The sequence below is a fragment of the Devosia sp. genome (assembly GCF_036563435.1).
Classification (GTDB): domain Bacteria; phylum Pseudomonadota; class Alphaproteobacteria; order Rhizobiales; family Devosiaceae; genus Devosia.
Genome location: NZ_DATCMJ010000005.1, coordinates 47,431 through 67,320 on the forward strand (window position 1 = coordinate 47,431; position 19,890 = coordinate 67,320).

The window sequence follows — 19,890 nt, forward strand, 5'->3', positions numbered from 1 at the left end:
CGCCATGCGGTTATCTGAACAAGGGCGCGGTTCGCATCGCCGGCGGGCCGCAATGCCAGAGGATCCAGGCGCAGGGGCCAAGGCCCCGAGGGAGGTTTTAACGTGAAGAATCTTTTGAAGATCGCAATGCTGTCGACGGCGCTGCTGTCGGTCGGTGCCGTCCAGGCCCAGGAAACCGTGGTCTGGTGGGACTTCCTCAGCGGCGGTGACGGCGTCCGCATGAAGGCGCTGATCGAGCAGTTCAACGAGGAACATGCCGGCGAAATCACCATCGAGCCGACCACACTGGAATGGGGTACCCCGTTCTACACCAAGGTGCAGACCTCGGCCGCCATCGGTGAAGGTCCTGACGTGATGACCTATCACCTGTCGCGCGTGCCGCTGGGGGTGGAATCGGGCGCCCTGGCTGAAATCAGTGCCGAGGACCTGGCCAGCGTCGGCCTTGGCCCCGACACCTTCGCGGCCGCGAACTGGGAAGCCGGCCAGAGCGACGGCAAGCAGTATGCCGTGCCGTTCGATATCCACTCGCTGATCCTCTACTACAACAAGGACAAGCTCCAGGAAGCCGGTCTTCTGGGTGAAGACGGCAAGCCGACGGGCCTTGATGGCGTCGAGAACTTCAACGCTGCTCTGGAAAAGCTCAAGCCAGGCTCCGAGTACGCGCTGTCGCTGCAGACCTCGGGTGACGGTACGCCGTGGCGCGTGTTCTACTCGCTGTTTGGCCAGCAGGATGGCGTGTTCCTGGGCGAAGACGGCACCTTCCTGCCCGACGACAGCATTCCGAAGGCCGTTGCGGCCGTGGAAACCATGGCCAGCTGGGTCGAAGGCGGCTATGCGCCGGCCCTGACCGAATATGAAGGCTCGGTTGCGCTGTTCACCTCGGGTGCCTCGGCGCTGCACATGAACGGCGTGTGGGAAGTGCCCACCATGGCCGACCTCACCGAAAAGGGTGAACTGGGCTTTGAGTGGGGTGCGATTGCCCTGCCGACCTTCTTCGATCACCCCGCAACCTGGGCCGACTCGCATGGCTTTGCCATCCCGAACAATGTCGGCAAGGAAATGACCCCGGAAAAGAAGGCCGCCGTGCTCGAAGTCATCTCCTGGATGAACAAGAACTCGCTGGCCTGGGCCAATGCCGGCCACATCCCGGCCTATACGCCGACCCGCGAGAGCGAAGAGTTCAAGACCATGGAACCCAACGCCACCTATTCGGTGCTGGCTGACACGGCCGTGTTCGATCCCAAGTCGACCCTGGCCGGCGTGGCGTCGCCTGTCTATGACGCCGTTGCCAACTATATCAGCCCCGCCATGAACGGCGAAATGGGTGCGCAGGAAGCGATCGACGAGATGAAGGCCGACCTGCAGGACCAGGCCGAGTAACTCCCCACGATCAACGGTCCGGCGGCGCTGTCGCTGCCGGACCACCAGCCAGGGCCGGAGCACCATGATCAGGAACCAACGCGGGGAAGTGGCAGTCGCCCTCCTTCTTATTCTACCCTTCGTCTTGACCTATGGCGTGCTGTTCCTGTGGCCGACCGTGCAGATGGTCTATCTCAGCTTCACCGACGCGCCGCTGATCGGGAACGGGAACTGGATCGGCATCGAGAACTATGTCGAGATGTTCGACGACCGCCGGTTCTGGACCTCGGTCAAGAATACCGCCTATTTCGTGGTGCTGACGGTCATCCCCAATACGCTGATTGGCCTCGCAATCGCCATGATGGTGTCGCGCCTCAAGGGGTGGCAGCAGAGCCTGATCCTGGCGATGTTCTTTCTGCCCTATATCCTGCCCGTGTCGGTGGTATACCGCATCTGGGCGTGGATGTTTAACATCCAGTTCGGCATCATGCAGTTTCCGATCAGCGCCGTAGCCGGCGAGCCGATCAACGTCTTCCGCACGCAATGGATGTTCATGCCGGCGGTGGCCTTTGTCACCATCTGGTGGACCTGCGGCTTCAACATCCTCCTGTTCCTGTCCGGGCTGCGCTCGATCTCGACCGACATCTACGAGGCTGCGGCGCTGGACAATGCCAGCCGCTGGACCATTTTCCGCAAGATCACCTGGCCGCTGATCTGGCCGGTGACGGCGTTGGTTTTGACCATCCAGCTGATCCTGCAGCTCAAGATCTTCGATCAGGTCTATCTGTTCACGCAGGGCGGACGGCCCGACCCGTCCATGGTCATGGTGCAGTATATCTACCAGATGGCCTTCCAGAAGAACGAGGGCGGCTATGCGGCCGCCGTAGCGGTGGCGCTGTTCGTGATCGTCATCGTCGTCTCCGTCCTCCAGTACCAGTTCCTTCGCGCCCGAGGTGAGAAATGAGCGTCGCCGAGAGCTCCAACGCCGCCGTGGGCGCAGCCCGCGCGAAGAACAGCACCCGCACCATGAAGGCCTTCGACGTGGGCGGCCTTATCCTGACGCTGATCACGGTGATCTGCGCCGTGCTGTGGGCCTTCCCGATCTACTGGGGTGTGATCACGTCGCTGAAGCCGGAATCGCAGGTGATCAGCAAGACAATCGAATATCTGCCGCGCACCTGGACGATCGACGCCTATTGGCACGTCTTGGTCAACACCATGATCGGGCGCTGGTACCTCAATTCGCTGATCACCTCGGTGGCGGTGACGGTGCTGACGCTGGTGATCAGCGCCTGCACGGCCTATGCCCTGTCGCAGCTGCGTTTTCCCGGCCGCCGCATCATCTGGTACATGATCCTTGCCAGCTTCATGGTGCCGATTGCCGCGCTGATCGTGAACCATTTCATCCTGATGGCGCGGTTCGGGCTGATCAACAACTGGCTGGGCGTCATCTTCCCGCAGCTGATCCACCCGGTGGTGATCATCGTCTACAAGAACTTCTTCGACGCCATTCCCAAGGAATACCGCGAGGCTGCCAAGATGGACTCGGCCAGCGAGTGGCGCATCTTCACGCGCATCTACCTGCCGATGAACTGGGGCATCACCACGGCCCTGGCCATCGTCACCTTTATCGGCGCCTGGAACAACTTCCTCTGGCCGTTCCTGGCTGTGTCCAAGCCAGAGATGATGAACGTCGCCGTGGGCATCACGCAGGTCAACGACGCCTTCGGCGTGCAGTATGCCCGTGAGCTGGCGGCGGCGATTCTGGCAGCGCTCCTCGTGGCGGTGCTCTACCTGATCTTCCAGCGCCGGGTGACGCAGGCGATCATGCTGTCGGCCGGCGTCAAGGGCTGACCTTTTCCCGACCCGCCTTCGGGCGGGTCGGCCTCCCTTGCAGCTTGTGCTGCGCCCACTGGAACGAGCGACCTCGATCTCCGTTTTTCAGGAGGTGACAATCGAGGTGCGGCAAATGCCCAGGTTCTTTTTCAATCACAAGACGCCGGACGGCCAGGTCGAGGTCGATATCGACGGCATCAAGCTCAACTCGCTCAATGCAGCGCTCGAAGAGGCGTCGTTCGCCGCCAAGGGCGCCGTGGCGCTGGCGGACGAGCCAGTGCAGGGTGAATTCCAGATCGAGGACGAGGGCCGGGTGATGGTGGCGCGCGTGCCCTATGCCGTGGCCGAGGATGCCCCGGGCGAGGGGACGGAAGCGGCGGCCGAGGAGGCAGGCGCGGCCGACGAGACGAAAGGGTCGTAGGGCGCCTTCAAAAGCCTTTAGCGTCACCGCGTCAGGAAGCGCCCTTGAAGAGGGCGCTTTTGTTTTCTGCGGCACCGCAAAGAAAAGGGCCCAGCCGAAGCTGAGCCCCTGGTCGCGGCGAATGCGGCGACTTAGTTGCTGTTGGCGATCGCTGCGCCACCGGCGGCACCGGCCGCACCACCGACGATTGCGCCACCATAGCCACCCACAGCACCGCCAACGGCAGCGCCGGCAGCACCACCGACGGCAGCGCCGGTCACGGTCTTCTGGGTGGTCGTGCAAGCAGTGAGGGAAAGCGCGCCGATGATGACGAGAGCGGCGGGAGCAAGCTTCTTCATTTGATCAGTCCTCCAGTGTTGATTGAAGAACAACAAACCAAGCGGCGGCCAGTTCCACTTCGTTAACATCTTCAATTTCGATGAAGGAGAAGGGCAGCGGCGATCAGTTGGAGGCGGCGCGCAAGGCGGTCTCGGCGGCCTGGAGACCGGCCACGGCATCGCCATAGCCGGTCGCGGCGACGGCGGCGAAGATACGGCGGGATTCGCCGTAGCGGCGGAGATGGTAGTAGCTCCAGGCGCGCAGCGTCAGGAGGTCGTTCCGCTCTGGGGCGAAGCGGGCGCGCCTGTCGAGAGCGTCAAGGGCGCGGCGGTAGTCGCCGATATTGTAGGCGCTGACGGCCTTTTCCGAGAGAATGGCGATTTCGAGTTCGATGGCCTGCCGGTCGGTGACGGGCGCGGCGGCGGCGGCGACGGCCGCATTGTCGGCAAGGCCGAGACGGATATAGGCGAGGGAGAGGCCATAGGCGGCGTCGCTGCGCGTCCGTTCGGAGCCGGACTGGAGGGCGCGGTTGAAGTGATCCACCGCCTGGGCGGGGCGGTTGAGCTGCATCAGGCACCAGCCATGGCCAAGGGCCGCACCGGCCGAGAGGCTGCCGGCGGGCACGAAGTTGGCGCAGCCGCGTGAGCCGGAGCCCCCGGAGCCGGATGATTGCGCCGGCGCAGTCTGAACTGAGACGGCCTGTACGGCTGGTTGCGCGGGCGCCACGGGTGTGGTCTGGACGGCCGCAACAACAGCCGGAGCATGGGCGGGGCGGGGTTGCGGCACCGGAGGCGCGGAGGTCTGCGTCGTGGTCGTGGTGCCGAAATTGGCTATCCGGGCGGAGCGGGCGCCCCATTGGGTGCGGATGCTTTCGACCGTCGCCTGATCGCCGAGCGTGCTGGAGGCGACCATCAGCCCATAGGCCGCAGGTTCCAGGTCGGCCTGCCAGCGCAGGGCCAGGGTGAACCATTCACGCGCGGTTTCCGGCTGCTGGAAGTCCTGCGCATACCAGCCCAGTTCCTGAGCGGTGTTGGCGTTGCGCGCCTCCATCACCGTGTCGACGATGCGGCCAAGGACGTTGCCCTCAAGCTCGATGCGGGGCTGCAACGAGAGGAGGGCCGCAGCGGCATCGAGATAGAGCGCGGTCATCTCCTCGTTTGCGTCCGCGAAGTCGGCCATGACGTCCTCGGCCTGCTCTGGATCGCCAAGGTCCAGCAGTGCGGTGGCAAGACCCTGGGCAGACTCGGCCGACCGATCGGCATCCAGCGCCTGTTCGAACCAGCCCCGTGCAGCGTCGGCGTCGTCCCGCGCTATCTCCGCCCAGCCGAGCAGCCGGAGATCCTCGGCATTGTCGCTGTCCTGCGCGGCTTCGGCCAGAAGGTCGATGTCCTCGTCCGCGGCCGGTTCGCCATCCTCGTCCAGGGAGGCGGCGACGGCGCGGCGGGCCAGGTCGAGGCGCAGGTCGGCGAACTCGCCACGGCCGTCGGTACCAGGTCGCTCCAGCTCGAGGAGGGTAGTGAGTTCGCTCCGGTCCAGAAGTTCGGAAGCCTTCTGCAGGGTCGCAAAGCGTTCAGCGGCGTCCTCGCAGTTGGTCAGGACGTAGGTATAGGCGTCGATGGCGCGCGTCTTGTTGTCGGTATTGGCGAAGGCCTCCGCCAGGCGCCATAAGTTGTCGACATTCTCGCAGGTCAGCAGGTCGCCGTAGTTGGCAGCTACCGAGATGACGGTTTCGTACTGCTTGGCATCGGAGGCATTGCGCAGGCGCAGCCCGGCTTCGCCCAGGTCGAGGCTGCGCAGCAAGTCCTCGGAGGGCACGAAGTTGGGGTCTGCCTCCTGCTTGGCGGCAATGGCGGCGCGCGCGCCGGCAAAGTCGCCGGCGCTGAACAGTTCCCACATGCGGACGATGTCGTTGTCCGGCACATATTCGTCGGACAGGAGATTGGTAGGCGGTTCCCAATCGGGGTAGAGATTGCGCAGACGTTCCATCTCCGCTTGCATGCGGGCCGTATCGCCCTGGCGTGCGAAATAGCGCAGCGCCGTCTCGTCCACCCGGTTGGCGGGAGGCGTCGCGAGCGTTGTCGAAACGGGAGGTGCAGCCGTCGGCGCGGCCGTCGGTGCCGCAGGTGCGGGGGCTGGAGGTGGCGGCTCAAGCGTGGTGTTAACGCCTGGACCACCAGGCGCCTGAGCTTGAGCGATCAGTACCGGGCCAGAGCCAGGCGGGCTCAGGCGAGCGCCGGCGGTCTGCTGCGCCACGGCGGAGTAGCCGGCGACGACGCCTAGCGAGGCCATTGCAACGTAGACGACAACCCTCACGGTGCCGCGCCTTCAAGACATTGCGGATGGTTGCGGCGGAGGAAATCGAGCGCCAGCAGCTGCAGGGTTGCTGCATAATAGCTCGTGGCCGACATGGTCCCGAGGTCCTGGGCAATGGCCGTGCCGTCGACCACGCAGTCCATGGCCGAAACGATCAGGCGATAGCCCGGCTCGGTGATCGGCTCGATCTTGCGGCCTGACAGAGGATCGACCTTGTAGAGGCCCTGATCGTCGGACTGGTCGCGGAATGGATCGAGCAGCGCCGCGTTCTTGCCGGCCCGCATCAGGTAGAGCGGAATGCGAATGCCGTTGTAGCCGAACTCCACCGGAAGATCGGGCGCCGGGCGAACCACGCCATCTTCACCGAGGACGAGCCAATCGGGGGGAAGACCGCTCTTGGTGATGCGGGCGCGACGGATAAGCTCGATGCCGGTTTCGGAGATGGCGTTCCAGTCGGTGCCGGGATCGAGCTCGGCGAAGACGGGGAAGGTTTCGAAGATCCAATAGGAGGGATTGAGAATGGGACCGGTGCCGTCGGGGCGCTGTTCGAAGCCCGCAGCACCGGGCAGAAGCGCGGGCATGCCGTCAGCCTCCACGACCATGCCATCGCCAACGGCGGTGACGATGGAGCGAGCCGCTTCGGTGTAGCTGGGTTCCGACCACGCGTCTCCGGCCAGGACCAAGCCGTATGCAATCAACATGTCGCCGTCAGTGGCGTTGTTGGGGTCGGTCAGATGTGGGGTGGCGTCCGGGTCCCAGCGCCATCCGGCCAGGCCGTCGTCGCGCACCAGCAGCTCGGAATTGGTGAAGCTCCAGATGCGCTCGAACGCTGCGCGATCGTCCGCCAGAACGGACAGCACGAGGCCATAGCCCTGGCTTTCGCTGTGGCTGATATTGTTGTTGGCGGTGTCGATCACCCGGCCTTCTTCAGAGACATAGGCGTCGACATAGCTCGTCCACTCCTCGGGCAGGATGACGCTCTGCGCGTGAGACCCCGCGATGCCTGTGGCCATGGTCAAGACCAGGCTCATGGCTGCAACCTTCATTTTTGTCGCCCTACCTTGCTCAGCACCAATGCCGTCGTCAGCATCAGCAATATGGCGGCGCTGGCTAAAGCAGCGGTAAAGAACAATATGTTGCCTGAAAACCAATTTGCTGCAACCAGGCGCATATTCCAGAGCGAAAAGGGCTGTGTCTGCCGGAGGACCGGGGCGACAGTGGATACTGCCGCGACCTCTGTGTCAGAGGTCGACAGCGCGCTGACACGGCCCCGGAGCTGGCGCCAATGTTCGGTGGCGGCCATGCGCTGAAGACCGGACAGCATGCTGGGAGCATCGAGGCCCGTCAACACGGTCCAGACGCCGCCTTCGGGTTGAACTGTCTGACTGATGGCGACGCTGTTGGCGGCCACCGTATAGGCTGGATCCTGCTGCGGCATGAAGCGAAGGTCGCTCAGCGAGAGCCCCACCCGCTCCAGCGCGGAATTGATGAAGCTGTCCACAGCGCTGACCTGATTGCCGCGCGTGCGGAACTGATCGAGGACGCCATTTTCATCGGTGCCCGCTCGCGTGGCGACGCCCTCTGCCAGGCGCACCCGGGAAAATGTCGGCGGCGACATCTGGCCGAGTGGCATTACGACAAGGGCATTGTCACCGGGCTGCAACTCGGCTTCCGGCGTGAGGCGCGCCGGCAGCGGCTTGCCTGAGGCGGTGGCGATGCGGGCCAGCATGGTGGTGGCGGCAAGCGTGGCGTCCATGCCCTCGCCAACCACAAGCGGCACTTCGGCATCCTCGGTATAGGGCCAGCCCCAGCCGGCGAACACCTGAAGGTCTGGCAGGGAGGAAGCGCGGGCATAGTCGGGCAGGCGGAACTGGGTGCTCGACGACATGACGAAGCGGACGGGGGCATCGCCGGTCCAGCCGGGACTGCAGGCAGCGTCGGAGGCGGCGTCGAGATTGACCGAGACCTCGACCTCGTTGCGCCCGGGGCGCAGGTTGGTCATGGGGAAGCGGATGACGGTGTCGCGCAACTGGCCGCCATCGGTGCGCAGCAACGGGGTCGCCGAGGCGATCTGGCCATTGGTGTAGATGTCGATTTCGCTGCCCGGCTGGACGTCGGCCGAATAGGCGGCGTCGAGGATCAGTTCGGCCTCGCCATAAAGGTTGGCGTAGAAGTCGGGCGGCAATTCGAATTGGAAGCGGGCGACATAGCGGCGGCCGTTGAACTCGATGGTGGGAACGCCCAGTTCGCCCAGGGTCAGGCTTTGCCCGCCGAGGACGGTGGGGATTGCATAGGGAAGATCGATGCGCGGGCGGCTCGGCGAGACGGGCGAGGTGGCGAGGATCGCGTCGGTGGCCTGGGCAACAGCGCTCCAGTCCGGACCGGAAACGAGGAGGGTGTTGATCCCTCCGGTTCCCGGGACCATTGCGGCGATGGGGCCGGCCTGGGCCTGGTCAGCAAGATCGGGAAGGGTGGATTGAAGCTCAGAAGCCGGTCCGAAAACGACGTCAAGGGCGCCGGGCGCAGCTTCGGTGGAGAGTTCGGTTGCCTGCACGATCTGCAAGTTGGGCACGCGCATGGCCAATGCCAGGTTCTGCGCCAGGTCGATGGCCGCCTGCTTGGCTTCGTCGTCTGCGAGAGGCGTGATCAGCCGCACGGTGGTGCGACCTTCGCTGTCCAAACCCACAGCCGCAAGGTCGGCCAATTGCTGCACCTCGCCCAGATCGCCCTCGAAGCTCAAAGATGCCGCGGCGCCTTCGATCTCGGTCCACAACTCATAGGTCGAGCCGATGGTGCAATCGGTGCGGTGGCGCTGGTGAGCGCTGAACTGGATGGTGTTGGGGCCGGCGCGAAGCAGGCCGGGCGGTAGGTCGATGTTGAGCGCGGTCGGGGCAGCGGAGGAGGCGATCGGCCGGCGGGTAACTTCGGTGCCGTTGACCGCGATGGCGAGATTGGAGATCTCGGGCGCCACGACCACGGCGTTGAGATAGGACAGGTCGAGCCTGGCCGGTGCATCGGCCTGCGCCTGGGTTAGATAGACAACCAGAGCCCGGCGGCTTTCTTCGCCATCGAGCCGGAGGTTGCCGCTGGGCAAGAGAAAACGCTCCGTGCGCTGCGGCGGAGGCGGCGGGGCCGGCGTTGCCGGAGCGGCAGGCGACTGCGATTGCGTCTGCGGCGCGGGCGGGGCGACGCGCAGATCGCTCTCGGGCGTCATGTCAAAGGGCACGGGCTGGGCCAAGACCGGCAGGGCGGCGGTGGCCAGGAGGGCGGCGAGGAGGAGGCGCGACTTATTCAAAGTTGGACCCCCGGTTGGAGGCGGAGCGGAGCAGATAGCCCAGGCCGCGACCGGTCTGGTAGACGGCGATGCCAAGGAAGCGAATGGTGCCGCGGATGATGCCGATATTGACCTGGCGCGAGCGCTGGCGCTGCTGCCAATAACCGGAATTGGCATAAAGCAGGTCGGCGATCAGGCGGTAGTCCTTGCCGCTTTCGGGCATGTAGCGGCAACCCAGGACCACGCCCTTGCCCTCGGTGCTGGTGGAGCGGACAAAGAGCGAGAGCTCGTTGGAGCCGACATCGGAAAGCGGTGTGAAGCGCACCGTGGTGGGGGCGCCGCGGCCCAGGCCTGCCGGGCCGCCGGGCAGCTGGATGGCGATGCCGCCGCTCGATACGTTGACGATGGTGCCGCGCGTCCACTCGCCGTCGGCGCCCTTGACCTCGCAGCGACGCTCGACGTTGACGCGGCGGCTGGCGCGGATTTCGCGACGCTCCGAGACAACGCCAAGGGCGCAGCCGGCCAGGATCAGGTTGAAGATGTTCCAGCCGCCCACCACCATGGTGATTTCGGCCTGGTAGGGCTCGGCGGCCACCTTGTAGACGGTCATGGCTACGGCCAAGAGCAGCAGCAGGAAGATAAGGTAGAAGGGCCGGGCAAGTTCGGAAAGCCTTGCCTTGTCGACGCTTTCATCCTTGGCGGTCACGTTGAAGGTGGGCTTGTGGGGGTTGCGCACCACCGACAGGAGCGCGCCCAGCAGGTGCACCGACTGAATGTATTCGTAGAGCTCCGAAATCCACGGCCAGCGCCAGCGCCCGAACAGGGAGTTCTGCATGACAAGGTTTACCAGCACATAGGTCAGCGTATAGGCGGCGAACTCACCGCCCGAGGCGGTAAAGATCTGCAGGTCGAAGAACAGGTAGCAGAAGGGCGCAAAGAGGAAGATCATGCGCGGCAGGGGGAACAGCCAGAACAGCGTGGAGCTCATGTAGCTCAGGCGCTGGCCGAGCTTGAGGCCGGGCTTGAACAGCGGGAAGCTGAACAGGAGGATCTGCATCATGCCCTGGGCCCAGCGGGTGCGCTGGCCGATGAAGCTGGCAAAGGTCGCCGGCTGCAGGCCTGCCACCAGGGGCTTGTCGACATAGACCGAGTTCCAGCCCTTGCTGTGGAGCTCGATGGCCGTCTCGCAATCCTCGGTGATGCTGCGGCCGGCAAAGCCGTTATTGGTGAGGAGCGCCTCGCGACGGAGCAGTGCTGCCGAACCGCAGAAAAAGGCGGCGTTCCAGCGGTCCAGCCCGCGCTGGATGATGCCGTAGAACATCTCGTTTTCCGACGGCATGGTCTCGAAGGTGCGCAGGTTGCGCTCGAGCGGGTCTGGATTGAGAAAGAAGTGCGGCGTCTGCACCAGGAACAGCTGGCTGTCGCGGGAGAAATAGGGGACGGTTTCCTGAAGGAAATCGCGCGCCGGGGCGTGGTCGGCGTCGAAGACGGCCACGAACTCGCCCGTGGAATGGGCGAGGCCATTGTTGAGATTGCCGGCTTTGGCGTGCTCGTTCTGGGCACGCGTGAGATAGCGGCAGCCCAGTTCGTCGCAGAGGGCGCGCAACTGGTCATAGCGATCGTGGGCCTCAGCGGCGCTTTCCGGATTGGTGTGATTGCGCTTGGCTTCGGTGCTGCCGTCGTCGAGGAGCCAAACGGTGAAGCGGTCGGCGGGGTAATCCATGGCGCGGGCGGCGGCGAGCGTGCCGGCAAGGAGTTCGTAGTCTTCGTTGTAGGTGGGGATGAAGACGTCGACGAAGGGTACCGGGTCGCCGGGATGGAGGCGAACGCTGGGCCGCAGCGGCAGCGGCCGGATGACCACAAACAGGCTGAGGAACAGCATCATGATGCAGTACATCTCGGCCAGGTAGAGGATGAGGCCGGGGATGAAGTCGGCCCAGTCGCTGATGGGCGGCAAGGTGCTGGTGGTGCGCCAGAAGGCGTAGCGCAGAACGATGATGGTGCCGAAGGTGAGCAGCAGCAGCCGCCAATTGCCTTCGAGGCGCAGGGTCTTGATCACACCCATGGCGACGATCAGCAGCACCGAGGTGACCAGGTGGACTTCAAGGCTTACCGGCAGGGTGATGACAACGAAGATCGCCACCGACACCAAAAACCAGATCAGGATCGCAAGGGTTCTACTCACGTCATATCCTTACGAACGCGGGCCGGGTACCACAACCCCTGAGGATGGTGGCGCCGGCACGGTGGGGCCGGAGCCTGTGGAGCCGCCCGGGGACGGCACGATGGGAGCACCCGGAGGTGGCGTGGTTGCCACGGGGACGACGGTCGGAGCGGGCGCCGGAGCCGGAGCAGGACGAGCGGTAGCACGCGGTTGTGACACCGGTTCGGCAACTTCGATGACTTCGGCAAAGCCCTGGGCACCGACGGGACGGATCGGAGCGGCGATCCGGCCGATGGCGGCGGGCGCCGGACGTGGTGCGTGGACGCTGCTGTTGAGGCGCAGCCGGTACATGACTTCGAGCAGTTCCTGCTCGGTGGCGCGCTGCTTGCACAGCTGCAGCCGCACCGTGATGGCGCCCCGGTCGAGCGCGCCCGACGGCTTGAGGCTCGGCGCGATGCGCTGCCAGGCATAGATGCAGGTGTCGCCGTTGGCGGGGCGGCCGATGGCATAGCCGAAGGGGCCGTAGTCGTTTTGGACGTAATAGGGCGAGACGGCCATGCCGGTGTCCGGCCAGGCTTTCAGCGCCTCTTCGGTCAGGTTGACCTGGGTGAAGGGGATGTCGCGCAGGGCGGCGTCGCTGCCATCGCCGCCTTCGTCGACGAAGCGGATGATGCTGATCTTGTTTTCACCGGCGGTGCGCGCATTGGTGGCGAGGTTGATGTCCTGCTGCACCGCGTTGGGGAACGTGCGGGAGACGACGTTGACGATGGCCGGACCACCGGGCGGCGGCACGATCATGGCATCGACGGGGGCGACGATCCGTGCTTCCTGCGGCGGCAGTTCCCTGGTGGATGCGCAAGCGGCGAGAAGGCCCGCCACGGCTGTTGCCTGCAGGCTAAAACGTGCTGCCCGGAGAAAAGGAGCGCATCTGCTCCGGAGTTGCCTTGGGGCCTGCATGCGCGATCGAACCCTGTTCTGTCATTCCACGACCAACAACGGCTTTTGCCAGCTGATTAACGTCGACTAACAAAACTAAAAGGGACAAGGTTAAGCCAAGGTTAAGTCCGGCCCGCCGAGTTAACAAAGCTTGCAAAAGGATTACAGCGGCTGCGTTACCGCAACAAGCCTTCGCGCTCAAATTCTTCCCAGCCCTTGAGGGCAGGACGCGCCGCATCCTTTTCGCTACGGGAAGTGGTCGGCGCGGATTCGGTCGCCTTGCTCAGGCGCACCAGGCGGCGGGCGGCCGCAGCCCGGCGCCGATTCTCCGCTGCCGTTTCGGCATCGATTTCGCGCCAGGTGGCGACCGCGTCGCGATCCAGCAGGTCCTCGACGAGGCGCGGGTTGAAGACGTGGAACGTGATCTCCCTGGCACGTCCGCGCAGGCGGATAGTGCGCGTACCGGCACTGGGGAGGCGGCCATCCTTGAGCCAGCGATGCCGCTCACTCGTGGAAATGGTGAGGATGTCTTCCACTTCACGCGGAATGATCGGCAGGTCTTCGGCTTCCGCGAGGACTTCAGACACGATGGCCGCGGCACGGTGAAAGTCTTCTTCCATGCCGTCGGGCATGCCCAGGATCAGCACGGCCCCCCGGACGTCGAGCAGCTTCCTGTGGGCCCAGGGCAGGCGCGCCCGCATTTCGAGCAGGATACCCTTGGCGCGCACGGACGAGCCGAGCGTCGCTGCGGCAGGAAGTGTCCACTCCTGGACGAACACAGCAGGGGCAGGGGGTTTTCGCTTGGGCGCCATAGGCCCTAGATAGATTTGCGCATGCAAAGCTTCAACGCTGTGCACAATCACATCTGCGTTGCGCGGGCGCGGTCGGTTCGGAAATGTCGGATGAGTGCCTGGCAGGGGCTGGGGGACTCGAACCCACGACCCTCGGTTTTGGAGACCGATGCTCTACCAACTGAGCTAAACCCCTTCAGGCGAGGTCTGTCTAATGGCAATCGGGGTGTTTCGCAAGACCCCTTGCACCGCTAGCGCCAGATGTGGGGCACGAGCGGGATGATCATCAGCGCAATGCCGATCAGCGCGACCAGAAAGGCAAGCGAGCGCCACGGGGTGAGCCCCTTTAGGTAGCAGGGCAGATGCGCTACCCGGCCGAAGAGGTAGAGGCAGGCGCCCAAGAGCGACAGCCAGCCCTCCTCCCCAAAGACGATGGAGAGAATGGCCACGGTCAGAAAGATCGGCAGCGTTTCCTGCAGATTGGCGAGGGCACGCCGCGACCGCGCCAGTTCCGTCGAGGGCTCCGGCAGGTCGTCGCGCGGCCCCATCTGGGCGCTTTGCCCCACCTGTTCCGCCAGATAGCGGCCGGGCAGGAAAACCTGGACCAGCAGGAGAAGCAGCACGAGGAAGATGATCAGCAGCAGCATGGCAAGGACCCCCAGAGCACCGCTTCGACTCAGCGGCATGCTGAAGCGGTAGCAGCAATGGAAGGGAGACGAAATCGGGTGGAGCGCACTCGCCGACGCTGACCTGTCCCACCTGTTTGGGTGGGGAGCCTGCACCGTCATCGGTTTATCGCTCCGGCCGAGCCGCGGGTGCCAGCACTGCAGCGGCCTGATTCTGTTGCAGGAAATATGAAAATGATGGGTTGGATGGGCCGTTCGGCCGCCTTGGTTCTCGTGGCAAGTGTTGCCGGTTGCGTCGATGCCACTGTGGAAGTGGACGTCGCCAGCGCCACCGATGGGACGCTGCGCATCACCCAGGTGATCGAGCAATCCACCTATGACATGCTCAAGTCCGGCAGCGAGGCCGGGGAGGCCGACGAGTTCTGCGCCGAGGGCGAACTCTCGGTAGGCGGCGGCTCTGCCACCTGCGTGATTTCCGAGACCGGTAGCTTCGAGGAACTCTCGGTGGACGAGGATGGCGAGGAGGCGCTGCGCATCACGAGCGTGGGTCCGGGGCTGGTCCGCGTTGCCATCCCGCTCGAGGAGCTCAAGGGCGAAGTGGCGGCCGACCCGGCCGAGACCGACCAGGAAACGCTGAACATGATCGCCGGCATGTTCGAGGGCGCCAAGCTGACCCTCAAGATCGGCGGCGGCGAGATCACCGAAACAAACATGGACATCGGCTCGGATCGCCGCAGCGCCCAGAAGCAGCTGGCCTTCGACGCGCTGATCCGCGGCGATCTCGACCTACCCGAAGAGTTCTTCGCGGTGGTTCGCAAGTAGGCAGTCCGAGCGCGGCCGCCGGCCGCATCGCCGATCCATTCACGTCATTCCACTGGAAGAGGCGGGCGGTGTCGTCCCCTCACGCCCTGAATCCGCTTCTGGCCACAAAACAATGTTCGAAAACATCATTCGCCGGCGTGCGGGGAACTATCCCGATGCCGTGGCGCTCGAAACGCCGCAAGCCAAGATCACCTATCGGCGCTTTGCGCAGGATATCGAACGCGTCGCAGCCCATCTCCAGCAGTACAATCCGGAGGCGGGCAGCGTCGCCCTGATCTCGGACAGCCGTCCCTACGTGCACTGGCTGCTGTTCTTCGCGCTGGAGCGGCACGGCTGCGTGTCGGTCTCCGACGACAGCAGTGGAGACACGGCCCGGCTGGTGCAGCCGCAGCTGATCCTGGGGGAGACAGCGGACCAGGCGCATCTGGCGCCGCTTTTTGTCCATGTCACCCCGGACTGGCTTGCTGCCGCCTTTGCCGGCACCGGCGCGGCACCACGCCGCGAGAGCCGTGGCGATGACGTGGTGCGCATCGTTCTTTCGTCGGGCACGACGGGAACGCCCAAGCAGATCGCGCTGGAGCGAGACCATGTCGATGCCTGGCTGATGCAGGGGCTGGCGGCCCCCATGCCGTTCAAGCCGCGCTCCCTTGCCGTGATGGGCATGAATACCGGCGCCTATACGACGGCGCTGAGCACCTGGATCATGGGCGGCACGGTGCTCTATCCCAGCGGCATCAGCGTTGCCGAGGCGATGGTGACGCTGCGGCCGAATTATAGCGTCATGGCGCCAATCCAGTTGCGCCACATCATCGAGACCCTGCCGGCCGATTTTGCGATGCGCGATGACCTGCGCATCGTGCTCAGCGGCAGCGCGACGCCGGCGCGACTGGTCGAGCTGGCCCGTGAACGCCTCACCGACGACCTCCTGTTCGTTTATGCGGCGACCGAGGTGGGCATCGTGGGCAGCGGACCGGCCAAGCGGCTCTCGGGCGAAACCGGCGCCACCGCGTTCATCTCGCCCTGGGCGGAGGCAGAGGCGGCAGGTCCGTCCGGCGAGGCCTTGCCAATGGGCGAGACAGGCAGGCTGCGTGTCCGAGGTCCCGCGATGGCGCGGGGCTATCTTGGCGACAGCGAGCAGGGCGGCAGCCGCTTTGCCGATGGCTGGTTCTACCCCGGTGACATCGGGCGGGTGCACGAGAATGGGCTGATCGTCATCGAGGGGCGCGAGGACGAGGTGCTCAACCTTGGTGGCGAGAAGGTTTCGGCCTGGGCGATCGAGGAATTGCTGCTGACCGATCCCGCCATCAAGGATTCGGCGGCGTTTGCACTGCCGGATGCCCATGGGCTGCCGCGGCTGCATGCCGCGATGGTGCTGGAGGGGGAGGCAAGCGCCTACCGCGTTCCGGCCAAGCTCGAGCAGCAGCTGCCCGCGCCGATCACGCTGCACCCGGTGCAGCACATTCCCCGCAATCCCCGCGGCAAGATCGAGCGGCAAAAGCTCATCGCCATCATCCAGGGCAGCGCCGCCTAGCGCCGGCAGGGCGCCGCGGTGCCCTCGCTTCGTTCTATCCTCTTATTTCCAAGGCCTATCATGTTCCGACTACCTGCGCGTTCGCTGCATCAAGCAACCATTTTCTCCCTGCTGCTTGCCACGGCGCTCGTGCCACCGGCGCTGGGGCAGCAGTCCACGTGGATCGGCAACAACTACGGCGTCTGGGGTGATACTGCTAACTGGTCCAACGGTGTACCGGATTCTGCGGCGGCGGAGGCGATTCTCCCCGGCTCCGACTGGTCTGACATTGACCTTGCCGCAGCAAGCCTAACGCTGAACAGGCTCACCAGCGAGCACGGGGCAACGCACTGGCTGCAGAACGGAGTTGTTCATTTCTCCGGGACTGCACCGCAGATAGCAGCGCTTGGCGGGGGCTACGGCGTCCGGTTCCATGACACGACAACTGTCGTTTTTGACGAGAGGGGTATCGTAGAGGGGCCCGGCTATGTCGACATCGCCGGTAAGCTCATCGCGCGCAACGGTATCGAGAAGCGTGGCGGTGGATCGCTCAATGTGTCGGATGTTGAAGGCGATATTCTTGTTAGTGATGGGGGCATAACGGTCGGCAAGGGTGCACCCGATCACGGCCGCGTTACTGGTAGAGTAACCGTCGCGCACGGGTCCACCGCCTGGCTCAGTGCGCCTGCAGTGGTGGGATCGCTGGCTGGCGCTGGAGAGGTAACCCTGAACCACTCCAGCGATGGCAAGAGCGTCCAGGTAGGCACGGACAACGCCGATGCAGTCTTTTCCGGCCGGCTCCGCGGGCTGGACGTGGATGCGGAGTCGGAACTGGTGAAGGTCGGCAGCGGCAACTGGACCCTTTCTGGCAACAGCGACTATGAAGGCGCTACTCGCGTCCAGGCAGGAACGCTCACCGTCACCGGCGGGCTGAGCAAGTCTCGGGTTTCGGTGGGGTCCGGCGCTACCGTGGCAGGTACGGGCAGCATTCATCAGCTGGAAGTGCAGAGCGGCGGCATCCTCGCGCCGGGTGCTGCGGGCAGCAAGCTGACGATTGCCGGCGACGCGGACAACGCGACCGCGGACCTCGTGCTCAAGGACGGTGCGACCTATCGCGTGGCGGTGACGCCGGCGGGCGACACGAGCTCGGTTCACGTCGGGGGCAATGCCGAGGTCGGCAATGTCAGGGTGGAGGTGGCGGCGCTGGCGGGCTCCTATGCGCCGGCCAAGATCTACCGCATCCTGACGGCGGGCGGGCAGGTGACCAAGACGGGGCAGGGCTTCCAGGCGACGCCGATGGCCTTCCTTTCGGCGGAATTCGACTATTCGGATCCCACCGCGGTCAGCATGCAGCTCCAGACGAAAGCCGGTGGCCTGAGCGGCTCAGCGGCAACGCCGAACCAGGCTGCCGTGGCCGGTGCCCTCGAGGGGGCAGGAACGGGCAACAGCCTATACCAGGCGGTGTTGTTCTCAGGCAGCATCAGCGATGCTCAATTCGCCTTCGATAACCTATCGGGCGAAAGCCATGCCACGGCGCAGAGTGCCTTTGCCCAGGCGACGGGGCAGATGCGGCAGGTGGTGATCGATCGGCTGTCCTCGGCTGAAACCGGCGGAGACGGCGTGATGTCCATGGTCGACACGGGCGAGGAGCAAGTGGACCTTTCGGCGCCGGAGCGCGCTGTGTGGGGCACCGCCTATGGCTCTTATGCCCGTATCGGCGGCACCCCGGCGCTTGGCGGCAGCGAGGCGCGCAGCGGTGGGATCGTTGCCGGTCTTGACGGCGTGGTCGGGGACTGGCGCATCGGTGCCCTGCTCAACCTCGGCAGCACGCGCATCGATGCAAGCGGCAGGTCATCGACGCTCAATGCGCAGGACTATGGCTTCGGCGTCTATGGGGGAACGAGCTTTGGGCAGACCTCCGTCAAGCTGGGCGTGAACCACGTCTACCACGATGTTTCCAGCAGCCGCACGGTCAGCGTTCCAGGCCTCGAAAGCGTGCTGCGTGCCAGCTATGGCGCGAGCACCACGCAGGCCTTCGGCGAGGTTGCGCACGCGCTGGAGGTCGGCCAAGGCACGGTCGAGCCCTTTGCCCAGCTCGGCGTCGTACGCCAGCAGCGCAATGGCTTCACCGAGACGGGCGGCGCCGCGGCGATCAGCGCAGTCGAGAGCGTGTCGATGCAGGCATTTGCCACGCTGGGCGTGCGCGCCTCGGTCAGCTTCGAGCTGGAGAACGACATGAAGGTGACGCTGGACGGCGGCCTGGCCTATCGCCATACCTGGGGCGGCGACGCGCAGAGCGTCCATGCCTTTGCCGGCAGCCCTGCATTTACTGTCGCCGGGGTGTCGGCGGCGCGTGATGTGGCCCTGCTCAATGCTGGTATTGCCCTCGGCATGGGATCGAACCTCTCCGTCGGGGTGACCTATGAGGGTGAGTATAGCGGCACCGACATGGTTCACACCGCCAAGGCGGGACTGTCGCTGAAGTTCTGACCCTGCACCGAGGCTGCCTCTGCTCGCTTGATGGGCAGAGGCAGTGTACGCCTCGCCATATTCTAAGCCGCCTTGAGGGCGGAGCGCGCCGATTGGGCGTATTGGCTCGGCGGCACGCCGACAACGCGAGAGAAGGCAACGCTGAAGGCGCTCGCTGAGCCATAGCCGATCTGCGCGGCGATCTCCTTCATTCCGGAAGTCGTGCGGCTCAACATGTCTTTGGCGAGCGCCATGCGCCAAGCCAGAAGATATTCCATGGGGGCCATCCCGGTCTGCTTCTGGAACCTGTCGAAAAATACCGAGCGCGAAAGGCCGGCAGCCGCTGCCAAATCCTCGATCGTCCAGGCTCTGGCGGGGCTTTGATGCACGAGACGGATCGCCGGCCCCAGGTGCCGGTCTGCAAGGCCACGGAGGAGACCGGGCGTTTCCAATCCGGCGGCATCCGACCGGAGAGCTTCGATCAGCAGCAGTTGCAGCAGGCGCTCGAGCACGATGTTTCTGGCTGGACGGGCTTCTTGTGCTTCGCTGCGGATCATCTGAACCAGAGCGACGAGGCGCGCCTGATTGCGGACGTGCAGCAGGCAAGGCAGAAGGGCGAAGATCATGGTTGCATCGGGAGACCCAAAGGCCAGCCGCCCGATCAGCGCCCGCATGTTCGGCTGCGCGTTCGGATCGCCATGACGCGTTTCGTCGACGAGCTTGGTGACGCGCGCCGGATCATTACCCTCAGCAGGGGTATCGTCCAGGCTGGACATCGCAAACCGATCAGCGGCTGGAATCAGCACGAAATCGTTCTCGACCAGCTGAATTGCTGGCTGGCTGTTGATGGACAGCCATGCCCCTCCCTCAAGGATCAAGGCGAAGAACGGGCTACCGTCGCCAGCGCCATCGACCCGCCAGTTGCCAGCGCCACTCGCTGCCTTCGAAAAAGGCATGCTCGGCTGCAGCAAAGTCACGATTTGTGCCAGAGGGTCGATCATCAGGACGTTCTCGAATGTTTCTCGTATTCGCCGTTATAGCGCGTCCAGAA

16 protein-coding genes and 1 tRNA gene are annotated in these 19,890 nt (G+C 64.7%); 7 read left to right on the top strand and 10 right to left on the bottom strand.

Going from position 1 to position 19,890, the window contains the following annotated elements; translation table 11 throughout:
* Window positions 1–102 precede the first annotated feature (102 nt).
* The 4 genes from VIL88_RS03600 to VIL88_RS03615 all read left to right on the top strand — a co-directional run bounded on the left by VIL88_RS03600 (window position 103) and on the right by VIL88_RS03615 (window position 3,616).
* On the top strand, window positions 103–1,380 hold the full coding sequence (locus VIL88_RS03600; RefSeq protein ID WP_331986048.1) for an extracellular solute-binding protein: 1,278 nt from the start codon (window positions 103–105) through the stop codon (window positions 1,378–1,380).
* Between the two features lie 64 nt (window positions 1,381–1,444).
* Window positions 1,445–2,323 carry a sugar ABC transporter permease gene (locus tag VIL88_RS03605; RefSeq protein WP_331986050.1) on the top strand — a complete coding sequence of 293 codons (879 nt, stop codon included), beginning with the start codon at window positions 1,445–1,447 and terminating at the stop codon, window positions 2,321–2,323.
* A gap of 62 nt (window positions 2,324–2,385) precedes the next feature.
* Complete coding sequence (locus tag VIL88_RS03610; protein ID WP_331986259.1) at window positions 2,386–3,213, top strand: carbohydrate ABC transporter permease; 828 nt, start codon at window positions 2,386–2,388, stop codon at window positions 3,211–3,213.
* 115 nt (window positions 3,214–3,328) lie between these two features.
* Window positions 3,329–3,616 (top strand): DUF6894 family protein, encoded by a 288-nt coding sequence (locus tag VIL88_RS03615; RefSeq protein WP_331986052.1) that lies wholly within the window; start codon window positions 3,329–3,331, stop codon window positions 3,614–3,616.
* A gap of 131 nt (window positions 3,617–3,747) precedes the next feature.
* Here the strand turns inward: VIL88_RS03615 and VIL88_RS03620 are convergent, their stop codons facing one another.
* The 9 genes from VIL88_RS03620 to VIL88_RS03660 all read right to left on the bottom strand — a co-directional run bounded on the left by VIL88_RS03620 (window position 3,748) and on the right by VIL88_RS03660 (window position 14,059).
* Window positions 3,748–3,954, bottom strand: coding sequence for a hypothetical protein (locus tag VIL88_RS03620; protein WP_331986054.1), 207 nt, complete (start codon window positions 3,952–3,954; stop codon window positions 3,748–3,750).
* Between the two features lie 103 nt (window positions 3,955–4,057).
* Entirely contained in the window at window positions 4,058–6,247 is a 2,190-nt protein-coding gene (locus VIL88_RS03625; protein ID WP_331986056.1) for a cellulose synthase, read from the bottom strand.
* The gene (locus VIL88_RS03630; RefSeq protein WP_331986058.1) at window positions 6,244–7,278 is read right to left on the bottom strand and encodes a glycosyl hydrolase family 8; all 1,035 of its coding nucleotides are present in this window, start codon (window positions 7,276–7,278) and stop codon (window positions 6,244–6,246) included. The genes VIL88_RS03625 and VIL88_RS03630 overlap by 4 nt, the downstream gene beginning before the upstream one ends.
* Before the next feature lie 11 nt (window positions 7,279–7,289).
* Window positions 7,290–9,542, bottom strand: coding sequence for a cellulose biosynthesis cyclic di-GMP-binding regulatory protein BcsB (locus tag VIL88_RS03635; protein WP_331986060.1), 2,253 nt, complete (start codon window positions 9,540–9,542; stop codon window positions 7,290–7,292).
* The gene (gene bcsA / locus VIL88_RS03640; protein ID WP_331986062.1) at window positions 9,535–11,706 is read right to left on the bottom strand and encodes a UDP-forming cellulose synthase catalytic subunit; all 2,172 of its coding nucleotides are present in this window, start codon (window positions 11,704–11,706) and stop codon (window positions 9,535–9,537) included. Before bcsA ends, VIL88_RS03635 begins: the two co-directional genes overlap by 8 nt.
* A gap of 9 nt (window positions 11,707–11,715) precedes the next feature.
* The gene (bcsN, locus tag VIL88_RS03645) at window positions 11,716–12,564 is read right to left on the bottom strand and encodes a cellulose biosynthesis protein BcsN (RefSeq protein ID WP_331986064.1); all 849 of its coding nucleotides are present in this window, start codon (window positions 12,562–12,564) and stop codon (window positions 11,716–11,718) included.
* 233 nt (window positions 12,565–12,797) lie between these two features.
* A complete protein-coding gene (locus tag VIL88_RS03650) occupies window positions 12,798–13,433 on the bottom strand; it encodes a hypothetical protein (RefSeq protein WP_331986066.1) in 636 nt (211 codons plus the stop codon).
* A gap of 99 nt (window positions 13,434–13,532) precedes the next feature.
* A tRNA-Trp gene (locus VIL88_RS03655) sits at window positions 13,533–13,608 on the bottom strand.
* A 55-nt stretch (window positions 13,609–13,663) separates the two neighbouring features.
* Window positions 13,664–14,059: an MAPEG family protein gene (locus VIL88_RS03660; RefSeq protein WP_331986068.1), complete on the bottom strand. Its 396-nt coding sequence runs from the start codon at window positions 14,057–14,059 to the stop codon at window positions 13,664–13,666.
* 213 nt (window positions 14,060–14,272) lie between these two features.
* Between VIL88_RS03660 and VIL88_RS03665 the strand changes: the two genes are divergently transcribed.
* The 3 genes from VIL88_RS03665 to VIL88_RS03675 all read left to right on the top strand — a co-directional run bounded on the left by VIL88_RS03665 (window position 14,273) and on the right by VIL88_RS03675 (window position 18,860).
* Window positions 14,273–14,860: a hypothetical protein gene (locus VIL88_RS03665; protein WP_331986070.1), complete on the top strand. Its 588-nt coding sequence runs from the start codon at window positions 14,273–14,275 to the stop codon at window positions 14,858–14,860.
* Between the two features lie 112 nt (window positions 14,861–14,972).
* Window positions 14,973–16,391, top strand: a complete 1,419-nt coding sequence (locus VIL88_RS03670) for a class I adenylate-forming enzyme family protein (RefSeq protein WP_331986072.1) — start codon at window positions 14,973–14,975, stop codon at window positions 16,389–16,391.
* A 60-nt stretch (window positions 16,392–16,451) separates the two neighbouring features.
* Complete coding sequence (locus VIL88_RS03675; RefSeq protein ID WP_331986074.1) at window positions 16,452–18,860, top strand: autotransporter outer membrane beta-barrel domain-containing protein; 2,409 nt, start codon at window positions 16,452–16,454, stop codon at window positions 18,858–18,860.
* Window positions 18,861–18,922: 62 nt separating this feature from the next.
* On the opposite strand, the gene VIL88_RS03680 is transcribed toward VIL88_RS03675, so the two are convergent.
* On the bottom strand, window positions 18,923–19,840 hold the full coding sequence (locus VIL88_RS03680) for an AraC family transcriptional regulator (protein WP_331986076.1): 918 nt from the start codon (window positions 19,838–19,840) through the stop codon (window positions 18,923–18,925).
* Window positions 19,841–19,890 lie beyond the last annotated feature (50 nt).

Bases quoted from the DNA above. Each gene is read 5' to 3' on its own strand.
- VIL88_RS03675 (WP_331986074.1), top strand. From the start codon at position 16,452: ATGTTCCGACTACCTGCGCGTTCGCTGCATCAAGCAACCATTTTCTCC.
- VIL88_RS03665 (WP_331986070.1), top strand. From the start codon at position 14,273: ATGATGGGTTGGATGGGCCGTTCGGCCGCCTTGGTTCTCGTGGCAAGT.
- VIL88_RS03610 (WP_331986259.1), top strand. From the start codon at position 2,386: ATGAAGGCCTTCGACGTGGGCGGCCTTATCCTGACGCTGATCACGGTG.
- VIL88_RS03670 (WP_331986072.1), top strand. From the start codon at position 14,973: ATGTTCGAAAACATCATTCGCCGGCGTGCGGGGAACTATCCCGATGCC.
- VIL88_RS03660 (WP_331986068.1), bottom strand. From the start codon at position 14,059: ATGCTGCTGCTGATCATCTTCCTCGTGCTGCTTCTCCTGCTGGTCCAG.
- VIL88_RS03615 (WP_331986052.1), top strand. From the start codon at position 3,329: ATGCCCAGGTTCTTTTTCAATCACAAGACGCCGGACGGCCAGGTCGAG.
- VIL88_RS03680 (WP_331986076.1), bottom strand. From the start codon at position 19,840: ATGATCGACCCTCTGGCACAAATCGTGACTTTGCTGCAGCCGAGCATG.
- VIL88_RS03630 (WP_331986058.1), bottom strand. From the start codon at position 7,278: ATGAGCCTGGTCTTGACCATGGCCACAGGCATCGCGGGGTCTCACGCG.
- VIL88_RS03620 (WP_331986054.1), bottom strand. From the start codon at position 3,954: ATGAAGAAGCTTGCTCCCGCCGCTCTCGTCATCATCGGCGCGCTTTCC.
- VIL88_RS03605 (WP_331986050.1), top strand. From the start codon at position 1,445: ATGATCAGGAACCAACGCGGGGAAGTGGCAGTCGCCCTCCTTCTTATT.
- VIL88_RS03650 (WP_331986066.1), bottom strand. From the start codon at position 13,433: ATGGCGCCCAAGCGAAAACCCCCTGCCCCTGCTGTGTTCGTCCAGGAG.